At 67.8% G+C, this 19,982-nt stretch carries 13 protein-coding genes; 7 read left to right on the forward strand and 6 right to left on the reverse strand.

Annotation, left to right across the window (positions count from 1 at the left end; genetic code table 11):
• Positions 1 to 68 precede the first annotated feature (68 nt).
• Positions 69 to 1,682 carry a PleD family two-component system response regulator gene (locus tag QMX85_RS02825; protein WP_282338680.1) on the reverse strand — a complete coding sequence of 538 codons (1,614 nt, stop codon included), beginning with the start codon at positions 1,680 to 1,682 and terminating at the stop codon, positions 69 to 71.
• 256 nt (positions 1,683 to 1,938) lie between these two features.
• On the opposite strand from QMX85_RS02825, the gene QMX85_RS02830 reads away from it, so the two are divergent.
• From QMX85_RS02830 to speA, 4 genes are all read left to right on the forward strand, one after another.
• Complete coding sequence (locus QMX85_RS02830) at positions 1,939 to 2,997, forward strand: DUF2333 family protein (RefSeq protein WP_282338682.1); 1,059 nt, start codon at positions 1,939 to 1,941, stop codon at positions 2,995 to 2,997.
• Positions 2,998 to 3,000: 3 nt separating this feature from the next.
• A complete protein-coding gene (locus tag QMX85_RS02835) occupies positions 3,001 to 3,528 on the forward strand; it encodes an NUDIX hydrolase (protein WP_282338683.1) in 528 nt (175 codons plus the stop codon).
• Between the two features lie 176 nt (positions 3,529 to 3,704).
• Entirely contained in the window at positions 3,705 to 4,076 is a 372-nt protein-coding gene (locus QMX85_RS02840) for a translation initiation factor Sui1 (protein ID WP_090223880.1), read from the forward strand.
• Between the two features lie 150 nt (positions 4,077 to 4,226).
• On the forward strand, positions 4,227 to 6,143 hold the full coding sequence (gene speA, locus QMX85_RS02845) for an arginine decarboxylase (protein ID WP_282338684.1): 1,917 nt from the start codon (positions 4,227 to 4,229) through the stop codon (positions 6,141 to 6,143).
• Between the two features lie 80 nt (positions 6,144 to 6,223).
• Here the strand turns inward: speA and QMX85_RS02850 are convergent, their stop codons facing one another.
• Positions 6,224 to 7,654: a PLP-dependent aminotransferase family protein gene (locus tag QMX85_RS02850; protein WP_282338685.1), complete on the reverse strand. Its 1,431-nt coding sequence runs from the start codon at positions 7,652 to 7,654 to the stop codon at positions 6,224 to 6,226.
• A gap of 106 nt (positions 7,655 to 7,760) precedes the next feature.
• Between QMX85_RS02850 and QMX85_RS02855 the strand changes: the two genes are divergently transcribed.
• Positions 7,761 to 8,345, forward strand: coding sequence for an NAD(P)H-dependent oxidoreductase (locus tag QMX85_RS02855; RefSeq protein WP_282338722.1), 585 nt, complete (start codon positions 7,761 to 7,763; stop codon positions 8,343 to 8,345).
• Complete coding sequence (locus QMX85_RS02860; RefSeq protein WP_282338686.1) at positions 8,342 to 8,773, forward strand: carboxymuconolactone decarboxylase family protein; 432 nt, start codon at positions 8,342 to 8,344, stop codon at positions 8,771 to 8,773. The genes QMX85_RS02855 and QMX85_RS02860 overlap by 4 nt, the downstream gene beginning before the upstream one ends.
• Positions 8,774 to 8,798: 25 nt before the next feature.
• On the opposite strand, the gene QMX85_RS02865 is transcribed toward QMX85_RS02860, so the two are convergent.
• The gene (locus QMX85_RS02865; protein WP_273228995.1) at positions 8,799 to 9,254 is read right to left on the reverse strand and encodes a DUF2214 family protein; all 456 of its coding nucleotides are present in this window, start codon (positions 9,252 to 9,254) and stop codon (positions 8,799 to 8,801) included.
• A gap of 151 nt (positions 9,255 to 9,405) precedes the next feature.
• Positions 9,406 to 10,752, reverse strand: coding sequence for an MATE family efflux transporter (locus QMX85_RS02870; protein ID WP_282338687.1), 1,347 nt, complete (start codon positions 10,750 to 10,752; stop codon positions 9,406 to 9,408).
• Between the two features lie 204 nt (positions 10,753 to 10,956).
• Here QMX85_RS02870 and QMX85_RS02875 point away from each other — a divergent pair, with 204 nt between their 5' ends.
• A complete protein-coding gene (locus QMX85_RS02875; protein WP_282338688.1) occupies positions 10,957 to 15,858 on the forward strand; it encodes an alpha-2-macroglobulin in 4,902 nt (1,633 codons plus the stop codon).
• A gap of 63 nt (positions 15,859 to 15,921) precedes the next feature.
• Here the strand turns inward: QMX85_RS02875 and QMX85_RS02880 are convergent, their stop codons facing one another.
• Both QMX85_RS02880 and QMX85_RS02885 read right to left on the reverse strand, forming a co-directional pair.
• The gene (locus QMX85_RS02880; protein WP_282338689.1) at positions 15,922 to 17,988 is read right to left on the reverse strand and encodes an EAL domain-containing protein; all 2,067 of its coding nucleotides are present in this window, start codon (positions 17,986 to 17,988) and stop codon (positions 15,922 to 15,924) included.
• Positions 17,989 to 18,051: 63 nt separating this feature from the next.
• Positions 18,052 to 19,863: a molecular chaperone gene (locus QMX85_RS02885; RefSeq protein ID WP_282338690.1), complete on the reverse strand. Its 1,812-nt coding sequence runs from the start codon at positions 19,861 to 19,863 to the stop codon at positions 18,052 to 18,054.
• Positions 19,864 to 19,982 lie beyond the last annotated feature (119 nt).

Here is a 19,982-nt window from a genome sequence, read left to right on the forward strand (position 1 = left end):
AGGGGAGCCCGAAGGTTATTGCGGTTCGGTTTCAGCCTGATGACAGCCGGGGCGCGCGGCCCCGGCACTCATTCCTGGAAGACCGCCGCGCGGTTGCGTCCGCCGTTCTTGGCGATGTAGAGCGCCTGGTCGGCCTGGCTGGAGAGGCGTTTGATTTCCATGTCCGGGCTGAGCTCGGCGATGCCGCAGCTGAAGGTGCAGGAAAGGTCTTGCGGTTGCGCCGGGTAGCGGATTTCGGCGAAACGCTGGCGGATGTCGTCGAGCACCTTGAAGGCGGCCTCGGCGTTGGTGTCCGGCAGGACCACGGCGAACTCTTCGCCGCCGTAGCGGCCGATGTGGTCGGTCTTGCGCAGGCGCTGCTTGAGGAACAGCGCGAGGCTCTTGATCACGCGGTCGCCCATGGGGTGGCCGTAGGTGTCGTTGACCTTCTTGAAATGGTCGATGTCGAGCATCGCGAAGGTTAGCGGCTTGCCGTCGCGGCGGGCGCGGGCACGGGCGTCTTCGAGCAGTTGCAGCGTGTGCGTGTGGTTGTACAGGCCAGTCAGGCTGTCGCGGACCATGCGTGCCTTGAGGCTGCGCGCGCGGGTAGCGCGGGTGCGCACCGTGGCGATCAGGTGGCGCGGCTTGATCGGTTTGGTGAGGAAGTCGTCGCCGCCTTCGCTCATGGCGTCGAGCTGCTTGTCGAGATCGTCCTCGGCGGACAGGTAGATGATCGGCACGCTGACGTAGCGTTCGTGCTGGCGGATCACCTTGGCCAGCTCGGTGCCGGTGCAGTCGGGCATGTACATGTCGAGGATGATCAGGTCGGGCTGGAACTCGGCCAGTTCGGCCATCGCCTTGATCGGCTCGGTGAGGGTGCGGGTAACGATGCCGGCGCTGTTGAGCACGCGTTCGGTGTGCGTCGCCTGGGCGCGCGAGTCGTCCACCACCAGCACCCTGTAGGGTTCGTAGTGCGCGGTGCGGGTGAGGATCTCGATCTTTTCCAGCAGGCTGGAGGCGTCGATGGCACCGGTAAAGAACTCCTGACCGCCGGCACGCACCGCGGCGAGGCGCGTCGGGGCGTCGGTTTCGTCGTGGCTGAAGAACAGCACGGGGATTTTCTGCTCGAGTCCCTGCTGCGATTCCTCGGCGAGGGCGAGGCCGGCGGCGCGTCCGCCGAAGTCCACTTCCATGACGATAGCGGCCGGGTGGCGTTCGCTCATCGCCGCGCGGAACTCGGCGGCGCTGTGCAGCGCCTGCGCCGCGAGGCCGAAGAATTCGAGCTGCTGGGCCAGGCGTTCGCTACGTTCCTGGTCCTGCAATCCCAGATAGACCGGCTTGCGCAGCGGCGGAAGAAAGGACTCGGCAAGGTCGCCATGGCGCAGGCCGGTGCGCGAGAGACGCTGCATGAGCTGGTGGATTTCGCTGATCAGCGGACTGTTCAGGCGGCCGCGGTTGGCTTCGACGCTTTCCAGGCTGGTGGCGATGCGCCGCGCCAGCTGGGCGTGTTCCTCCTGCTCGAAGCGTTCGGCGTAGCGCAGCAGGCGCGTATTGGCGTCCACCAGTTCGCTCATGTCGCCGGCGTTCCACTCGCTCGCCTGCAGGCGTTGCCAGACCTCCAGCACCTGGCGAGCCTGATGGATCACGCGTTGGGCAAAGTGGTTCTTCAGTCGGTCGCGGTTGGGATCTTCGTATTCGCTCATGGCCCACATCTTGAGGGTTTTAGCGCTGACGTATCCGTTCAGCGTGATGGCTCGATGCTACCACTCTCTGCATTCCGCTTACATCACCGCCGATCCTCTGGCGCCACATTTTTACGTCGAACGGCTATCTGCCGACCGCTCTGGTTCAAGGCGTCGCCGGCGATGCGTCGACGATGCCTTATAGTGAGTCCGTGATTCGCAACCCTGGAGACAGGCTGCGGTCGAAGACATGCATTCGAACAGCAAGGAATACGCCATGTTGGATTGGAAGACACGCACCGGCGATAGCGCGCCACGCGAAGAGACCCTCGGCAAGCGCTCGGCGCCGGGTGGGCTGCTGGTACGCGGCCTGGGAGCATTGCTGGTCATCTACCTGCTGGTGGCCCTGGTGGTCGGCTGGTACTGGAGCCGGGAGCCTGACTTGTTCCCCGTGCAGCAGCACGCCCAGTCGGCGGCGCAGAGTGCCCAGCGACAGATGGTGATCGGCTACACCACGGTGGAAACCCTGAAGCAGGTGGCCAGCACGCTGCTCGATAAGCCGGGTGGCTACCTCTCCAACGACAAGCTGCCGCCCGGCCTCTGGCTGGACAACATGCCCAGCTGGGAATACGGCGTGCTGGTGCAGGTCCGCGACCTGTCACGGGCGCTGCGCAAGGATTTCGCCCGTTCGCAGTCGCAATCCACCGAGGACGGCGACCTGGCGAAGGCCGAGCCGCGCTTCAACTTCGACAACCGGAGCTGGGCGCTGCCGGCCTCCGAGAGCGAGTACCGCGAGGGCATCAAGTCGCTGGATCGCTACCTGGCCCGGTTGTCCGACCCGAGTCAGGGCAATGCGCAGTTCTATACCCGCGCCGACAACCTGAATAACTGGATGGGCGACGTCGCCACGCGGCTCGGCTCGCTGTCGCAGCGGTTGTCCGCCAGCGTCGGGCGGGTACGCCTGAACGCCGATGTGAATCCCGCCGAAGTGCGTCCGGGCGAGGTGCCGAAGGTCAGCGAGGACACCGTAGAGACGCCCTGGCTGCAGATCGACAATGTGTTCTACGAGGCGCGTGGCCAGGCCTGGGCGCTGTCGCACCTGCTGCGTGCCATCGAGGTGGATTTCGCCGACGTGCTGGCGAAGAAGAACGCCACCATCAGCGTGCGGCAGGTCATCCGCGAGCTGGAAGCCGCGCAGGAGCCGCTGTGGAGCCCGATGGTGCTGAACGGCAGCGGCTACGGGATTCTCGCCAACCATTCGCTGGTGATGGCCAACTACATCTCGCGCGCCAACGCCGCGGTGATCGATCTGCGCAACCTGCTGGAGCAGGGCTGATCGATGTCGCTCAGCGCGGAGCAGGCGCATCGCGCGGCCTCGGATGCCGAGCAGGTGGCCTGGGTCGACGAATCGGACCGCCTGCTCGGTAGCCTGACCCGCGCCGAGCTGCGCGCCCGCGGGCTGATCGGTCGGGCCTGCTTCGTGCTGCTGTTCAACACAGCCGGCGACCTCTGCGTGCACCGCCGCAGCCTGAGCAAGGCGCTGTATCCGGGCTACTGGGATGTCGCCGCGGGCGGCATGCTGGCGGCCGACGAGGATTACGCCGAGGGCGCCGCGCGCGAGCTGGAGGAAGAACTGGGCGTGGCTGGCGTGGCGTTGCGCGATCACGGACGGTTCTTCTTCGATCACCCCGACAACCGCATCTGGGCGGCGGTGTTTTCCGCCGTGTGGGACGGCGCGCTGCGCCTGCAGCCGGAGGAAGTGATCGAGGCGCGCTTCATCAGTCAGCAGCGGGTGTTCGTCGAACTGCGCGAAAAACCCTACTGTCCGGACTCGCTGGAAGCCTTCGAACTGTGCCGCGGCCGGTGAATCCGGCTGCAATTTCCTATTAGCATTTGCGCCCATTGCTGCTAAATTGCGCGGCCTTTCCCGCCCGCGCGCCGCGTGGGTCTGCGCTGCCCCTGCCTGAGTGGGGCCTCGCGGTTGCCCGCACGCGTCTTTCGCCGGCAGCCTGTCGCTATCCTGACCCCTACGAGGAACAGCCGGTGGTCAAGAAAGCTTCGTCATTGGCCGCCCTCGGCGGCCTGGTGTACTCCACCGACAGCGGCCGGCACTGCCCGGATTGCAGCCAGCCCGTGGAGGCCTGCATCTGCAAGCAAAGCGTCGTTCCCGCCGGAGACGGCATCGCCCGCGTGCGCCGCGAAACCAAGGGCCGCGGCGGCAAGACGGTGACCACCATCGCCGGGGTGCCGCTGGCCGATGAGCCGCTCAAGGAACTGGCCAGTGCGCTGAAGAAACGCTGCGGCTGCGGCGGCGGGTTGAAGGACGGGGTGATCGAGATCCAGGGCGATCACGTCCAACTGCTCATCGACGAGCTGATCAAGCGCGGCTTCAAGGCTAAGAAGTCCGGCGGCTGAGCCGCCCTCCATCCTGCCGGCAGTGCGCCGGGACGAATAACTAAACTTCGGTAGTCGGCCGCCGGTCGATACCTGATCGTTTGTAACTATCCATGCATAACCTGTCCCCGAGCAAAGCGGGCAGGCCCAGCCCATTTCCGAGGGGGAACAATGGCCGCACGACGTACGCGCAAGGACGATGGCAGCAGCTGGACGGTGGCGGACAGCCGCAGTGTCTACGGTATTCGCCATTGGGGCGCCGGTTACTTCTCCGTCGGTGACGGCGGCGAGGTGGAAGTGCGCCCGCGCGGCGGTCGCGACGATGCGCCCATCGACATGCAGGCGCTGGTCGAGCAGCTGCGCGAGTCGGGGCTGTCGCTGCCGTTGCTGGTGCGCTTCCCGGACATCCTGCAGGACCGCGTGCGCAAGCTCACCGGCGCCTTCGACGCGAACATCGAGCGCCTGGAGTACAACGCGCATTACACCGCGCTGTACCCGATCAAGGTCAACCAGCAGGAAGCGGTGGTGGAGAACATCATCGCCACGCGCGATGTGTCCATCGGCCTGGAAGCCGGCTCCAAGCCCGAGCTGATGGCCGTGCTGGCGCTGGCGCCCAAGGGCGGCACCATCGTCTGCAACGGCTACAAGGACCGCGAGTTCATTCGCCTGGCGCTGATGGGGCAGAAGCTCGGCCACAACGTGTTCATCGTCATCGAGAAGGAATCCGAGGTCCAGCTGGTGATCGAGGAGGCCGCCGAGCTGAAGCTGCTGCCGCAGGTTGGCCTGCGCGTGCGGCTGTCCTCGCTGGCGTCGTCCAAGTGGGCGGACACCGGCGGCGAGAAGTCCAAGTTCGGCCTTTCCGCGGCGCAGCTGCTGTCGGTCGTCGAGCGCTTCAAGCAGGCCGGGCTGGACCAGGGCGTGCGCCTGCTGCACTTCCACATGGGGTCGCAGATCGCCAACCTGGCGGACTACCGCAAGGGCTTCCGCGAGGCCATCCGCTACTACGGCGAGCTACGCGCGCTGGGCCTGCCGGTGGACCACATCGACGTTGGCGGCGGCCTGGGCGTGGACTACGACGGTACCCATTCGCGCAACGCCAGCTCGATCAACTACGACATCGACGACTACGCCGCCAGCGTGGTCGGCATGCTCAAGGAATTCTGCGACCGCCAGGAAATCCCCCACCCGCACATCTTCTCCGAGAGCGGCCGGGCGATGACCGCGCACCACGCGGTGCTGGTGGTGCAGGTGACCGACGTCGAGCAGCACAACGACGACATCCCGGAGATCGACCCCGAGCAGGAGCAGCCCGAAGCGGTGCAGGACCTGCTCGATCTGCTCGGCCCGACCGATCCGGAGATGGTCGCCGAGACCTACTGGCGGGCCACCCACTACATCGGCGAAGTCTCCGCGCAGTACTCGGTGGGCAAGCTCAACCTGGCGCAGAAGGCCCTCGCCGAGCAGAGCTACTACGCCATCTGCCGGCGCCTGTACAACCAGCTCAAGGCGCGCCAGCGCTCGCACCGGCAGGTGCTGGACGACCTCAACGACAAGCTCGCCGACAAGTACATCTGCAACTTCTCGGTGTTCCAGAGCCTGCCGGACACCTGGGCGATCGGGCAGATCCTGCCGATCATGCCGTTGCAGCGGCTGAGCGAGGAGCCGCTGCGCCGCGCGGTGCTGCAGGACCTGACCTGCGACTCCGACGGCAAGATCAAGCAGTACATCGACGAGCAGAGCATCGAGACCAGCCTGCCGGTGCACGAAGTGCGCGAGGGCGAGGATTACCTGCTCGGCGTGTTCCTGGTCGGCGCTTACCAGGAAATCCTCGGCGACATGCACAACCTGTTCGGCGACACCGATTCGGTGAACGTCTACCAGGACGCCGACGGCAGCGTGCGCCATGGCGGCATCGAGACCCACGACACCATCGAGGACATGCTGCGCTACGTGCACCTGTCGCCCGAGGGCCTGATGAACTACTACCGCGACAAGGTCGCCGGCGCGCGCCTCAGCGCACGTGAGCGCACCCAATACCTGGACGCCCTGCGCCTGGGCCTGACGCGCTCCTCGTACCTGTCGAGCTGATCGCCCGGTGTGCCCAAAAGCCCGCTTTCGAGCGGGCTTTTTCGTTTCGGCAGGCAATCCTCGCCGGGCGCGATGCCGCTCTACGACAGGGCGGGTGGCGGCATCGCCGCCTTCATCCGCGCCACCACGTCGCGTGCCTGTTCAGCGCTGGCGAGGTTGGTGAAGCCCATCAGCAGGCCCGGCGGATGGCGCTCCTGCAGCGTCCAGTTGGACAGTGCATGGACGCCGATGCCGCAGGCGTTGATCCGTTCGGCGAGCGCCCGGTCGTCCTCGCCGGCATCCAGCTGGGCGAGCAACTGGATGCCGCCCGCCTGCAGGTCGATGCGCAGGCGATCGCCGAAGGCGGCGTGCAGCGCTTCGCTCAGGTAGCCGCGGCGCAGCGCGTACAGGTTGCGCATCTTGCGCAGGTGGCGGGCGAAATGGCCCTGGGTGAGGAAGTCGGCCACGGTCGCCTGCGACAGCGACGGGCAATGCTGCTGGAAAACCTCGGCGCTGCGCACGAAGCGGGCGACCTGGCTTTCCGGCACCACCAGGTAGGCCAGGCGCAGGCCGGGAAACAGCACCTTGCTGAAGGTGCCGGCATAGAGCACGCGGCCCTGGCGGTCGAGGCTCTTGAGCGCCGGCAGCGGGCGACCCTGATAGCGGTATTCGCTGTCGTAGTCGTCCTCGATGACCCAGGCGCCGGCGGCGTTCGCCCAGTCCAGCAGCGCGAGCCGTCGCGGCAGCGACAGGGAGACCCCGAGCGGGCTCTGGTGCGACGGGGTGACCACGGCGAAGCGCGCGTTCGCCGCGCGGTGCAGGCCGACATCCACGCACAGGCCTTCGCCATCCACCGGCAACGGCACCAGCCGCGCGCCCGCGCCCTCGAGCAGCAGCCGCGCGTGCGGGTAGCCGGGGTCCTCGAACCAGCAGGCGTCGCCGGGTTGCAGCAGCGTGCGGCAGATCAGGTCCAGCGAGCCGCGGTGGCCGGCGGTGATGAATACCTGCTGCGCGCTGCAGGCGATGCCGCGAGACACGCCGAGGTAGGCGGCGATCGCTTCGCGCAGGCCCGCGTCGCCACGGGCATTCGGGTAGGCCAGGTCGTTGCCGGACTGGCTGCGCAGGCGCCGCGCGGCCAGGCGCGTCCACAGTGCGCGGGGGAAGGCGTCGAGCGCCGGCAGGCCGAGTTGCAGCGGGCGTTCGGCGCTTCCCGCGTCGGCGTGGAAACTGCTCTGCGGCACGACCTCCGGGGCGACCGCGGAATAGGCGTGGGTCGCCAGTTGCGGCGAAACCACGGTGCCGGCGGGGCCCCGCGGCATCAGGTAGCCCTCGCTGACCAGCAACTGGTAGGCGGCCTCCACGGTACCTCGCGCCAGGTTCAGCTCGCTGGCGAGCGCCCGTACCGCCGGCACGCGGTCGCCCGGGCGCAACTGGCCCTGGGCGATGGCCCGGCGAAAGCGTGCGTAGAGCTGCAGGTAGATCGGCGTGCCCTCGGCACGGTCCGGTCGCAGGTCGGGAAGGTCGTTGCGCATGTCCTGGTCATTCCATCGATTCTTGGCTCTGTCGACTATGGCATGTCGCGCCTAGAGTTGCAGGCAGTGAATGTCCAGGCCGATAGCGAAGCTTGCCGTGAAACTCATGCATGTGGATTGCAGTGCCAGCCGCGAGACGTCGAATTCGCGGGCGTTGGCGAAGTATTTCGTCGACCTGTTGCGCGGGCGGCTCGATGGCCTGCAGGTCGATTACCTCGACCTCGCGCTGCAGGCGCCGCCGCACTTCGGCGCCGAGCCGGCGATGAACGCCATCCTGGCCGACTCGGCTGCGCTGTGCCGTCGCCTGCGGGAGGCGGACGCGTTGCTGTTCGCCATGCCGATCTGCAACGGGAGCATGCCGTCGAACCTCAAGGCGTTCATCGACGCCATCGTCCGCGCCGGGGTGACCTGCGTGTCGGATGAACAGGGCAGCCCGGCCCGCCGGAGAGTGTTGTTCCTGACCACCCACAGCGCCGATCCCGGCGCCGGCGACGCCCACAGGGATACGCTGAGCCTGGCGCTGCGCGCGGCGTTCGGCGTTGCGTCGGCACAGTTTGTCGATACCCAGCCGCTGCCGTTCGCCGACCCCGCGGCGCACGCCGCCGGCCTGGCGCGTGCACGCTGGCAGCTGGAACGGATCGCCGCGCAATGGGCCGCCAGGTTTCCCCACGAAGAAGGACTGTCGGCATGAGTAGCCTGCGCCTGCCCTATTACGACCTCTCGCCGGACGCCTATCAGGGCTTCCTCGCCGCCAAGAAGGCCCTCGATCGCAGCCCGCTGGGCAAGCGCCTGATCGAGCTGGTCAACCTGCGCGTCTCGCAGCTCAACGGCTGCTCGTTCTGCACCGAGATGCACGCCAGGGCCCTGCGCGCCGGCGGCACCGAGGATGCCAAGCTGGACGCCCTGGCCGGTTGGCGCGTCAGCGGCCGCTTCGACGCCCGCGAGCGGGCGGCACTGGACTGGGCGGAGTCGCTGACCGAGGTGGCGCGCAGCGGCGCACCCGAAGAGGTCTTCGACGCCCTGAAGGCACACTTCAACGATGTCGAAATCGCCGACCTGAGCTTCGCCGTGGCCCTGATGAACGCCTTCAACCGATTGGGCGTCGGCATGCGCCAGTGAAGCGCGCCGCCCGCGGACGCAATCGCTAGCCGCTGTAGCCGAAGCCGCGCGCCATCAGCGTGGCCAGCAGCGGCATCGCCATCAGCAGGGCCAGTTCGGCGCGGATCACGCCGATCGTCAGGCGCGCGCGGGCGGCGCTGGTCTGCGGTTCGCGCCCGGCCTTGAGGGCATTGCGCCACTCGAAGAAGGTCAGCGTGGGGATGATCGAAAGCAGCCCGACCAGCACGAACAGGCCGACCTTGGCGTGGAATACGCCGTTGTGCAGGTAGTAGCTCCAGCCCTTGCCGAACCAGATCACCCGCGCCAGGCCGGTGAGCAGCACCACGCCGGCGGTGATGCCGAAGGAGATGTCGATGCGTATCAGGCTGCGCGCCCGTGCACTGTCCATCGGCAGCTTGAAGAGGACGTGCTCCAGGCTGAGCAGCGAGAACAGCACGAAGATCGACAGGTAATGCAGGTAGGCGGCGATGGCCTGGCTCATGGCTGAAAGCCTTCGAGGCGAGGGGACGGCGAGGTGTTCGTCATGCTCATGCGGGTCCTTCCTGAGGGATGTCTGCCGGTCGCGGGGGTGTCGTCGTCATTGTGCCTCTTCCATTCGGTGGCGCCCATGCCCGGCCATGGTGTTCCGCCGGCTAGGCCGCCGCCCGGGCGAACCAGGCGCCCGCGCGGTTCAGACGGCGGGCGTAGAGGCCCAGGCTGATCCCGCGGATGAGCATGAAGCCCAGGAAGGTCAGCCACAGGCCGTGGTTCGCGTAGCCCTGCAACAGCAGCCCGAGCGGCAGGCTGATGGCGAAGGCGATGAGCATGGCGTCGCGCATCTCCCGCGCGCGGGTGGCGCCGATGAACAGGCCGTCGAGCAGGTAGCTCCAGGCCGCCACCAGTGGCAGCACGGCCAGGTAGGGCAGGTACTGCAGGGCGACCTCGCGCACCTCCGGGATATCCGTCTGCAGGCCGACGAACAGCCTGCCGCCGAGCAGGAAGAACAGCGCGAAGAGCAGGCTGGCGAGCAGCGACCAGCCGCCGGCGACCACCAGCGAGCGTTGCAGCGCCGGGCGATCGGCGCGGCCGATGGCGTGCCCGCACAGTGCCTCCAGCGCGTGTGCCAGGCCGTCCAACGCGTAGGCGGTGAGCAGCAGCCCGTTGAGCAGCAGAGCGTTCGCCGCCACGGTGGCGTCGCCCAGGCGCGCGCCCTGCACGGTGACCAGGAAGAACACCGCCTGCAGCGCCAGCGAGCGGATGAAGATGTCGCGATTGACCGCCAGCAGCGGTCGCCAATTGGCCCAGCGGCGCAGCGCCGGCCAGTCGAGCGTTCCGGGATGGGCGCGCAGCGCGCCGCGCGTCAGTGCCAGGCCGAGCAGCGCGCCGCACCATTCGGCAAGCACCGCCGCCCGCGCCGCGCCGACCACGCCCCAATCCAGGCCGAGGACGAACCACAGCGACAGCGCCGCATTGCTCAGGTTGGTCAGCAGCAGGATCGCCAGCGGCGCGCGGGCGTTCTGCGTGCCGAGGAACCAGCCGACCAGCGCGTAGTTGGCCAGCGCCGCTGGCAGCCCGAGCAGGCGCGTGTGGAGGAAAGCGCGGGTCTGGCCGTCGAGCTCGGCGGAAGGGTTCATCAGCTCCAGCGCGGCATCGCCGAACGGAATCGCTAGCGCGCCGAGCAGCGCCGCCAGCAGTAGGCCGAGCAGCAGCCCCTGCAATAGCACCTGGCGCAGGCCGCCGCCATCGCCCCGCCCGGAGGCCTGCGCGGCGAAACCGGTGGTGCCCATGCGCAGGAAACCGAGCACCCCGACGATCAGCAGGTACAGCGCGCTGCCCACCGCCGCGGCGCCGAGTTGATGCGCGTGCGGCAGGTGGCCGACCACGGCGCTGTCGACCAGCGCCACCAGCGGCACGGACAGGTTGGAAAGGATCATCGGCGCTGCCAGTGCCCACACCCGCCGGTGGGTGGGCATGTCGCGCCAGGCCTGTTTCACGCTCATGCGAAGGCTCCTGATGGGCCGCGCAGTATACCGAGGCCGCGCCCTTGATAGCCCTCGCGCTGCCGGCAGACGAAGCCCGGAGGCGTTCGCCTGCCGCATGCTGTGACGGGGTCTAACAATTCCTGCCTATTCTGGTCTCTATCCATTGCTTCGCGCGGCTATACACGTAACCTGCGCCGACCTGCCTGCCCCCTGGAGACTGTGATGCAGAAGAAAGGACTCTTCCTGGCCTTTGCCCTGATGCTGTTGAGCGCCTGCGATTCGTCAGCGCCGGAGAAGGCCGCCAGCGCGCCACCGGCGGCCGCCCCGGCGCAGCAGCCCGCCGCCGCGCCGCAGGATCGTGCGGCCCTGGCGCAGCGCTATGCCGGGCGCGAGCTGAGTGTCGCCGATGTCTCGGAAATCCAGGTCGAGGGCGCTTCCGCACTGTCGGTGAGCTTCAGCGTGCCGCTGGACCCCGATCAGGCCTTCGCCGACAAACTGCATCTGGTCGACAGCAAGGACGGCAAGGTCGACGGCGCCTGGGAGCTGTCGGACAACCTCATGGAGCTGCGTATGCGCCACCTCGAGCCGCAGCGCAAGCTGGTGCTGACGGTGGATGCCGGCCTGCGCGGGCTGGGCGGCTCCAGCCTCGCCGCCGAGTACGTCGCGCGCCTGGAAACCCGTGACCTGCAGCCCAGCGTCGGCTTCGCCAGCGCCGGTTCGCTGCTGCCGACGCGGCTGGTGGAGGGCCTGCCGGTGATCGCGCTGAACGTCGACAAGGTCAACGTCGAGTTCTTCCGCATCAAGCCGGACAGCCTGCCGGCGTTCCTCGAACGCTGGGGCCGCCGTTCCGCGCTGGGCAGTTGGGAGGCCAGCGAACTGCTGCCGATGGCCGACCTGGTCTACGGCGGGCGCTTCGATCTGAATCCGGCGCGCAACACCCGCGAGAACCTGCTGCTGCCGATCGCCGGGCTCGAGCCGTTCAAGCAGCCCGGCGTCTACCTGGCGGTGATGCGCCAGGCCGGCGAGTACAGCTACACGCAGCCGGCCACGCTGTTCACCCTGAGCGACATCGGCCTCTCCGCGCACCGCTACGCCAACCGTCTGGACGTGTTCACCCAGGCGCTGGACGGCGGCAAGGCGCTGGACGGCATCACCCTGGAACTGCTCGACGACAAGGGCAAGCTGCTGGCCAGCGGCAAGACCGCGAAAGGCGGCCACGCCGAGCTGCCGCTCGCGGACAAGGCGCAGGTGCTGATCGCCCGCGACGGCGCGCAGACCAGCCTGCTGCGCCTCGGCGCCCCGGCGCTGGACCTGGCCGAGTTCGACATCGCCGGCCCCGCCGCGCACCCGCTGCAATTCTTCGTCTTCGGCCCGCGCGACCTCTACCGCCCCGGCGAGACGGTCCTGCTCAACGCCTTGCTGCGCGACGCCGATGGCAAGCCGGTGGCGGCGCAACCGGTGAACGTCGAGGTACGCAAGCCGGATCAGCAACTCAGCCGCAAGTTCGTCTGGGCGCCGGGCGAGAGCGGTTTCTACCAGTACCCGCTGGCGCTGGCCGCCGATGCACCGACCGGGCGCTGGCAGTTGCTGCTCGACCTGGGCGACGGCAAGCCGCAGCTCTATGAATTTCTCGTCGAGGATTTCCTCCCCGAACGCCTGGCGCTGCACCTGCAAGGCAGCGACACGCCGCTGGCGCCGGGCGATACGGCGCAGTTCGAGGTCGAGGGTCGCTACCTTTACGGCGCACCGGCGTCCGGCAACAAGCTGGGCGGGCAACTTTATGTCCGGCCGCTGCGCGAAGCCGTGCCGGCGTTGCCCGGCTACCAGTTCGGCTCGGTCACCGAGGAAGAACTGAGCCAGGACCTGGACCTCGACGAAACCGCCCTGGATGCCGAGGGCAAGGCGACGCTGAGCCTCGACAGCCGCTGGGCCGAGGCGCGCTCGCCGTTGCAGCTGACGTTGCAGGCCAGCCTGCAGGAGTCCGGTGGGCGGCCGATCACCCGTCGCCTGGAGCAGCCGGTGTGGCCGGCCGAGCGCCTGCCGGGGCTGCGCGGGCTGTTCGACGGCGAGGAAGTGGACAGCGACAGCCAGGCCGAATTCGAGGTGCTGGTGGCCGACCCGAGCGGGCACAAGCTGGCCGCCGACGACCTCAAGGTGCGCCTGGTGCGCGAGCGCCGCGACTACTACTGGAACTTCTCCGCCGACGACGGCTGGAGTTATCACTACAACGAGAAGTACCTGAACCTCGCCGAGGAGAGCGTTTCGGTGGCCGCCGACGGCACCGCGAAAATCGCCTTCCCGGTGGAGTGGGGCCCGTATCGCGTCGAGGTTGAAGACCCGCAGACCGGGATGGTCAGCAGCCTGCGCTTCTGGGCCGGCTACCGCTGGCAGGACAACGCCGAGGGCGGCGCGGTACGCCCGGACCAGGTCAAGCTGGCGCTGGACAAGCCGGCCTATGCCGAAGGCGACACGGCGAAGGTCAGCGTGACGCCGCCGGCCGCCGGCAGCGGTTACCTGCTGGTGGAGTCCGCCGACGGCCCGCTTTGGTGGCAGGAAATCCAAGTGCCGGCCGAAGGCAAGACCTTCGAGGTGCCGATCGCCAAAGAGTGGGCGCGGCATGACCTGTACGTCAGCGCGCTGGTGATTCGCCCGGGCGAGCGGAAGAGCAACGCCACGCCGAAACGCGCCGTCGGCCTGCTGCACCTGCCGCTGGAGCGCGCCCCGCGCAAACTGGCGCTGAGCCTGACGGCGCCGGACAAGATGCGCCCCAACCAGCCGCTGAAGGTCCGCGTGCAGGCGCACGACGCCGACGGCAGCGCGCCGCGGCAGGTGCGCGTGCTGCTCGCCGCGGTGGACGTCGGCATCCTCAACATCACCGATTATCAGACCCCCGATCCCTTCGTCGCGATGTTCGGTCGCAAGGCCTACGGTGCCGACCAGCTGGACGTCTACGGGCAACTGATCGAGGGCGGCGGACGCCTGGCCAGCCTGGCTTTCGGTGGTGACGCCGCAGCCTTGAGCAAGGGTGGCAAGCCGCCGCAGACCAGCGTCAACATCGTCGCCCTGCAGAGCCAGCCGGTGACCCTGGATGACCAGGGCGAGGGCGAGATCAGCCTCGATATTCCCGATTTCAACGGCGAGCTGCGGCTGATGGCGCAGGCCTGGACCGACCAGCGCTTCGGCATGGCCGAGGCGAAGACGGTGGTCGCCGCGCCGCTGGTGGCCGAGCTGTCGGCGCCGCGCTTCCTTGCCGGCGGCGACGAAACCCGCCTGGCGCTGGACCTCAGCAACCTCTCGGGCAAGGTGCAGACGCTGCAAGTGAAGCTGCGCAGCGAAGGCCAGCTGGCGCTGGAGGGCGGCGAGTCGACGCTGCAGGTGAAACTGGACGAAGGCCAGCGCAGCACGCTGCGCATCCCGGTGCGCGCGCTCGGCGGCTACGGCCAGGGCAGCGTCACGGTCACCGTGGACGGGATCGATCTGCCCGGCGAGAACCTGCCACCGCTGAGCCGAAGCTGGACCCTCGGCGTGCGCCCGGCCTGGCCGGCGCAGACCGTCCGCTTCCAGACGCTGCTCAAGGGCGAAGGCTGGCAACTGCCGGCGGGCACCCTGGCGCAGTTCGATCCGGCCGGGCGCGAGGCGCTGCTCAGCGTGTCGAGCCGGCCGCCGCTCAACCTCGCCGAGCAGATCCGCGAGCTGCACGCCTATCCCTACGGCTGCCTGGAGCAGACCACCAGCGGCCTGTATCCCTCGCTGTATGCCGACGCCGGCACGCTGTCGCGCCTGGGGATCGTCGGCGAGCCGGACGCGGTGCGTCGCCGCGCCATCGAACTGGGCATCGAACGCCTGCTCGGCATGCAGCGACACAACGGCAGCTTCGGCCTGTGGGGCGCGGACAGCGAGGAGGAGTACTGGCTGACCGCCTACGTCACCGACTTCCTCCTGCGCGCCCGCGACCAGGGCTTCGGCGTGCCGCCGGATGCGCTGACCAAGGCCACCCAGCGGCTGCTGCGCTACCTGCAGGAGCGCACGCTTATCGAGACCGGCTACAGCGACAACCTGGACGCCAGCCGTTTCGCCGTTCAGGCCTACGCCGGCTACGTTCTCGCACGCAGCCAGCAGGCGCCGCTGGGCGCCCTGCGCGCACTGTTCGACCGACGTGACGAGGCGCGCTCCGGACTGCCGCTGGTGCAACTGTCCATCGCCCTCAGGCAGATGGGCGATGCGCCGCGCGCCGAGCAGGCGCTGCAGGCCGGGCTGAGCATCGGTCGCGACCGCGACGCCTGGCTCTCCGACTACGGCAGCCCGCTGCGCGACCAGGCGCTGATCTATGCGCTGCTGGAGGAGAAGGACCTGGTTCCGGCGCAGCGCGACGAGCGCCTGTTCGCCGTGGCCGAGGAGCTGCGCGCCACGCGCTGGCTGTCGACCCAGGAGCGCAACGCGCTGTTCCTGGCTGGCCGGGGCGTGCTCGGCAAGCCGGAGCCGGACTGGAGCGCGCAGTTGCAGGTGGCCGACCAGAGCCACGCGCTCAGTGCCGCGCAGCCGGGGTTGAAACTGGACGGCGAGGCACTGGCCGAGCCGCTGAGCCTGACCGGCACCGACGGCGTCACGCTGTATCAGCAGTTGAGCGTCTCGGGCTATCCGGCCAGCGAGCCGACGCCGAGCAGCGAGAACCTCAGCATCGAGCGCGATTTCTACGACACCCGTGGCCGGGCGCTGGACCTGGCCGACCTGCGCAGCGGCGATCTGGTGCTGGTGCACCTCTCGATCCGTGCCAAGGAGCGGGTACCCGACGCGCTGGTGGTCGACCTGCTGCCGGCCGGCCTGGAGCTGGAAAACCAGAACCTGGCGCAAAGCTCGGCCAGCCTGGAAGACGCGGGCGGGGCGTTGAAGGAATGGCAGCAGGACATGCAGAACGGCACGATCCGTCACCAGGAATTCCGCGACGACCGCTACGTCGCGGCGCTGGACGTGAACAGCTACGGGCCGACGCACCTGCTCTACCTGGCCCGCGCGGTCACCCCCGGCACCTATCGCGTGCCGCCGCCGCAGGTCGAATCGATGTACCGCCCGAGTTGGCGTGCGCAGGGGGCGACGCCGTCGAGCCTGGTGGTGAAGGAACGCTGATCGGAAGGCCTCGGGCCAGCCCGCGCTGGCCCGAGGCGTGGTGCGATCCCGCGGGGCGCCGGCTTACTCGTCCGCCGAGAACTCGTAGTCCATCGACTGGCTCGGGCCCTGCAGGTAGTAGCCCTGGATGTAGTTGACCCCGGCCTGCCATAGCGTCGCCAGCACGCTGGCGGTTTCGACGAAGGGCACGATGGTCAGCTTGGCCTGGGAGTGCAGGCTGGCGAGCAGGGTCTTCAGCGCTTCCTGGTTTTCCGCCTTGCTCAGGTCCTGGGCGTAGGAGCCGTCCACCTTCACGAAATCGACGTTCAGGTGCTTAAGCGTGTTGAACGGGTTCACCGCGCAGCCGAACTGGCTCAGCGCGACCCGGCAATGCAGTTCGGCGAGCCCCTGGGTGAGCGCCTTGGCCTGCTTGAGGTAGTTGATCGCATCCGGCTCGGCGATCTGGAACACCAGGGTGTCGGCCGGCAGGCGCGCGGCCTGCAGCGCCACGCTGAGCCAGGGCAGCAGCGTCTGGTCCTGCAGGCTGGCGAGGGACAGGTGCACGAACAGCCGCGTGCTGTGGCCCTTGCTGCGGTGCTCGGCGAGCAGCTTGATCGAATGCAGGAACACCCAGCGATCGACCTTCTCGGCCAACCCGGCTTCCCGTGCGGCGTTGAGGAACTCCGAGGGCGGGATTTCCTCGCCCTGCGGATTGAGCAGGCGCAACAGCACCTCGTAGTGCTCGTGATTGTCCCCGCGCAGGCTGATGATCGGCTGGAACAGCAGACGGAAACTGTTGTTTTCCAGCGCCTGCCTGAGCATGGCGACGATGTTGCCGCGGTTCGCCGCCGCCGCCAGTTCCTGCGCCGGGTTGTACAGCGCGACGGCGTTGCCGGCGCTCAGCTCGTCGGCGCAGCGGTGCGCGCGATCGATGACTTCCTGGGCTTTCGGGGTCTTCTCGTTGAGGCCGGCGACGCCGATCGACAGGGTGATCTGCACCGTGCGGCCGTTGACTTCGAACAGGTGGCCCTCGACCTTCCTGAGTAGGTCGGCGAGCAGCGGTTGGGCCTGCTCCGGGGTGACGCCCGGCTGCAGCACGCTGAACACGTCGTCGCCGAAGCGCGCCAGTTGCGCATCTGCCGGGAAATGCCCGCGCAGCAGGTTGGCGACGTCGGCGAAGAGCATGTCGAGCTCGGCGATGCCCAGGTCGGCGAGCTGCGCGGCGTACTGGTCGATCTTCAGGTAGCCCAGGCTGGTCGGCTGGCCGACGGTGACCGCGCGCTCGGCGGCGCTGTCCATCAGCTCGAGGAAATAGGTGCGGTTGTACAGGCCGGTCACCAGGTCCTGGCTGCTGATCTCGCGCAGTCGCTCTTCCAGTTCGGCGTTGCCGGTCTCGGTGCGGATCACCACCTGGATGCAGGGTTCGCCGTCATAGGTGGCGGGCGACAGCTCCATGCGCGCCTTGAACTGCAGGCCGTCGGTCTTCACGCCCTGGCAGGTCAGGTGATCCTGGGTCTCGGCGCTGTGATAGTTCTTCAGGAAGTCCTTGAAGCTGGTCTGATCGCAGCCGGCGATCAGGTCGATCATCGGCATGCCTTCGAGGTCTTCGGCATCCTCGTAGCCGAACAGCTGCAAATAGCTGCGGTTGGCGTAGATGTGCATGCCTTCGTGGACGTAGGCGATGGCATCGACCGAGCTTTCCAGCAGCAGCTGGCAGCGCTTCTCGATCTCGCGCAGGGATATCTCGGCGCGGCGGCGCGCGCGGCGTTCCTCGAGGTTGGCCAGTTCGCGGTTGGCGATCAGGATCAGGCGCTCGTCCTGGCCCTGGGGCAGCGCGTCCTGCGCGCCGAGCGCGAGGGCCTCGGTGATGTCGTCGAGGTCATTGCCCTCGAGCAACTGGATGACCGGGATGTCCTTGGCCTGGCGGCGGATCGCGCCGAGGGCTTCGTTGGGGTCGAGGTTTTCGCTGTTCGGGGCGCTGATCAGCAGGTCCCAGCTCTGTTGCAGCGCCTCGGCGAGATCGTCGCTGGAGGTGAGCCGATGCACCCGCGTCGCCCGGCCGGAATTGCGGAACAGGCTGACCAGTCGCTCGGCTTCGTTCTGCGAGTCTTCGAGGATCAACAGGCGGATGGTTTTCTTTTCGGTAGCCATGAGCTGTTCTTAGAACCGTGCCGCAAGGGCGCGAGATGCCAACGAAGGTGCAGGCACGGGCATCTACAGCGACTTCCAGAGCGAGTCGAAATCTTCCTCGGCCGGCCTGGTTTGGCCTTCGCCGGGTATCGTCGGCTTGTTCTGGTCTTCGCCGGGCTGCTCGACGCTGCGGTATTCGAACTGGCTGAAACTGCCGGTGCTGGTCTGGCGCAGACCCAGCACCGCCTTGTGTTCCTTGCCATTCAGATTGATCTGGACCTTGCTGCCTTCCTGGAACGGCAGACGCGGGGTGATCAGGGTCGCGGGGCGGGAAATCGCGCTGATTTCCGGCAGCAGCAGGGCGCGCAGATAGTGGCTGCTCTGCTCGGCGGCCTTGCGCACTAGTTGCAGCCCGCAGGTCTGGGCGTGTGGCGCGACCAGTTCGATGCCCATCTGCGTGCCGCCCCCGCGAACCTGGCGAATCCAGCGCACCACGCCCACGCTCCAGCCCTGCTCCGGGGAATCTTGCACGCCCAGCAGCTCGCCGGCCTGCAATTGCTGCGGGACCTCCTTGGGCCACGCCAGGCAATACCCACCTGGGCTGTGGTTGACGATCTGCAGGGCAAAGGTCGGGAAGCTCTCGTCGGCGGTGGTGTTGTTGTGCGAACCCTCTTCTCCATGCACTGGCTGGTACTGGATTTCCTCGAACGGCATGCCGTTTTCCCAGTCCTGCATCGGCTGCGCATCGAAGGCGTTGGACCACACGTCCGGGCCGCCGGTGGTCGGCTTGAAGGTGGCGAGGGTCACGGATTTCGGGCTTTTCAGGACTTCGGCGAAGGCACGCTTTCCCGAGAGGAAGTAGTGCACGGCGCTCATCCCGAGGCAGAGCGTCAGTGCGCCCTGGCCCGGAATGCGCTGGAAGGTGCGCTCGGAAATGTCGCCCCAGGCCGAGCCCAGGTGTTGCAGCAGGTCGGTGCTGACGCCGTCGGGCACCAGCAGGGTCGACTGGTTGCGCTTCTCCGGGGGCAGGGCCAGGTAATCCTTGATGGCGTCCACCAGTGGCGTCGGGTCGATCCCCAGCAGGCGCTGCTGTTCCTGGGCGCTGAACAGCGTCTTGTAGCGGGGCGGCCCATCCAGCTGCGGCGCCACCGCGAACAGGCTGCTCGGCAGGTCGGCGGGCTGCAGCTTGACCAGTTGACTCCAGGGCTCGAGCACTTCGGCCAGGCGCGCGATGCCGCTCTGACGCATCTGGTTGGCGCGGGCACAGCCGATCAGCAACCCGACGAGGTACGACTGCTCGACGCTCAGGGTCTGCGTGTGGCGAGCCAGGGGGTCGCGTACGGTGGTTTTCTGCAGATTATGGTCGCGGGCGATCTGGTAGATCTGGTGCAGCTCCAGCCAGAGGCCTTCCGGCACCGGGCAATACAGCTGGCTGGCGCGGATCAACGGGCCGCAGAGCGCGTGGATAGCGCGTTGCAGGCAGGCGGCGAGCAGTTGCGAACGGTCCTTCGAGTAGCGCGGCACGACGCGCGCGATGATCAGCTTGTAGCCGATCGCCAGATGGTTCTGCAGCGCCTGGCAGAGGTTGGCGACCTTGCGCGGCCGCTCGTCGAGGACGATCGCCTGATTGAGGAAGTGGCGTTCCAGGTGTTGGCAAACGAAGTAGATCTCCGGACGCAGCAGCTCGAGCAGCTGCAGGCGGTTTTCCACCGGAGTGACCAACTGATTGAGCTCGACCAGGCACTGATAGAGCTGTCGCGCGGTTTCACCGATGTTAGCTTTCGGCAGCCCGGCGATCCAGCGCTTGAGGTCCTTGGGGGAAGCGTCGCAAAAGGTCAGGCTTTGCTGACTGGGCGTCGGAACACGTAATAACAGGTGGGGACTCTGTTTATCCATGTAAAACCAATACTCCGACGCTGCGCGGGTAAAAATTAGTGAATTTCCAGAACTTTAGCAGCATCCCGAGGCGTCCGCAGCCATTCTGGCATCACTGCGGCGCCTGCGCCGGTGCTTTC

It is taken from the genome of Pseudomonas sp. PS02288, from assembly GCF_029959715.1.
GTDB classification, from domain to species: domain Bacteria; phylum Pseudomonadota; class Gammaproteobacteria; order Pseudomonadales; family Pseudomonadaceae; genus Pseudomonas_O; species Pseudomonas_O kuykendallii.

Bases quoted from the DNA above. Each gene is read 5' to 3' on its own strand.
- QMX85_RS02825 (WP_282338680.1), bottom strand. From the start codon at position 1,682: ATGAGCGAATACGAAGATCCCAACCGCGACCGACTGAAGAACCACTTT.
- QMX85_RS02830 (WP_282338682.1), top strand. From the start codon at position 1,939: ATGTTGGATTGGAAGACACGCACCGGCGATAGCGCGCCACGCGAAGAG.
- QMX85_RS02835 (WP_282338683.1), top strand. From the start codon at position 3,001: ATGTCGCTCAGCGCGGAGCAGGCGCATCGCGCGGCCTCGGATGCCGAG.
- speA (WP_282338684.1), top strand. From the start codon at position 4,227: ATGGCCGCACGACGTACGCGCAAGGACGATGGCAGCAGCTGGACGGTG.
- QMX85_RS02850 (WP_282338685.1), bottom strand. From the start codon at position 7,654: ATGCGCAACGACCTTCCCGACCTGCGACCGGACCGTGCCGAGGGCACG.
- QMX85_RS02855 (WP_282338722.1), top strand. From the start codon at position 7,761: ATGCATGTGGATTGCAGTGCCAGCCGCGAGACGTCGAATTCGCGGGCG.
- QMX85_RS02860 (WP_282338686.1), top strand. From the start codon at position 8,342: ATGAGTAGCCTGCGCCTGCCCTATTACGACCTCTCGCCGGACGCCTAT.
- QMX85_RS02865 (WP_273228995.1), bottom strand. From the start codon at position 9,254: ATGAGCCAGGCCATCGCCGCCTACCTGCATTACCTGTCGATCTTCGTG.
- QMX85_RS02870 (WP_282338687.1), bottom strand. From the start codon at position 10,752: ATGAGCGTGAAACAGGCCTGGCGCGACATGCCCACCCACCGGCGGGTG.
- QMX85_RS02875 (WP_282338688.1), top strand. From the start codon at position 10,957: ATGCAGAAGAAAGGACTCTTCCTGGCCTTTGCCCTGATGCTGTTGAGC.
- QMX85_RS02880 (WP_282338689.1), bottom strand. From the start codon at position 17,988: ATGGCTACCGAAAAGAAAACCATCCGCCTGTTGATCCTCGAAGACTCG.
- QMX85_RS02885 (WP_282338690.1), bottom strand. From the start codon at position 19,863: ATGGATAAACAGAGTCCCCACCTGTTATTACGTGTTCCGACGCCCAGT.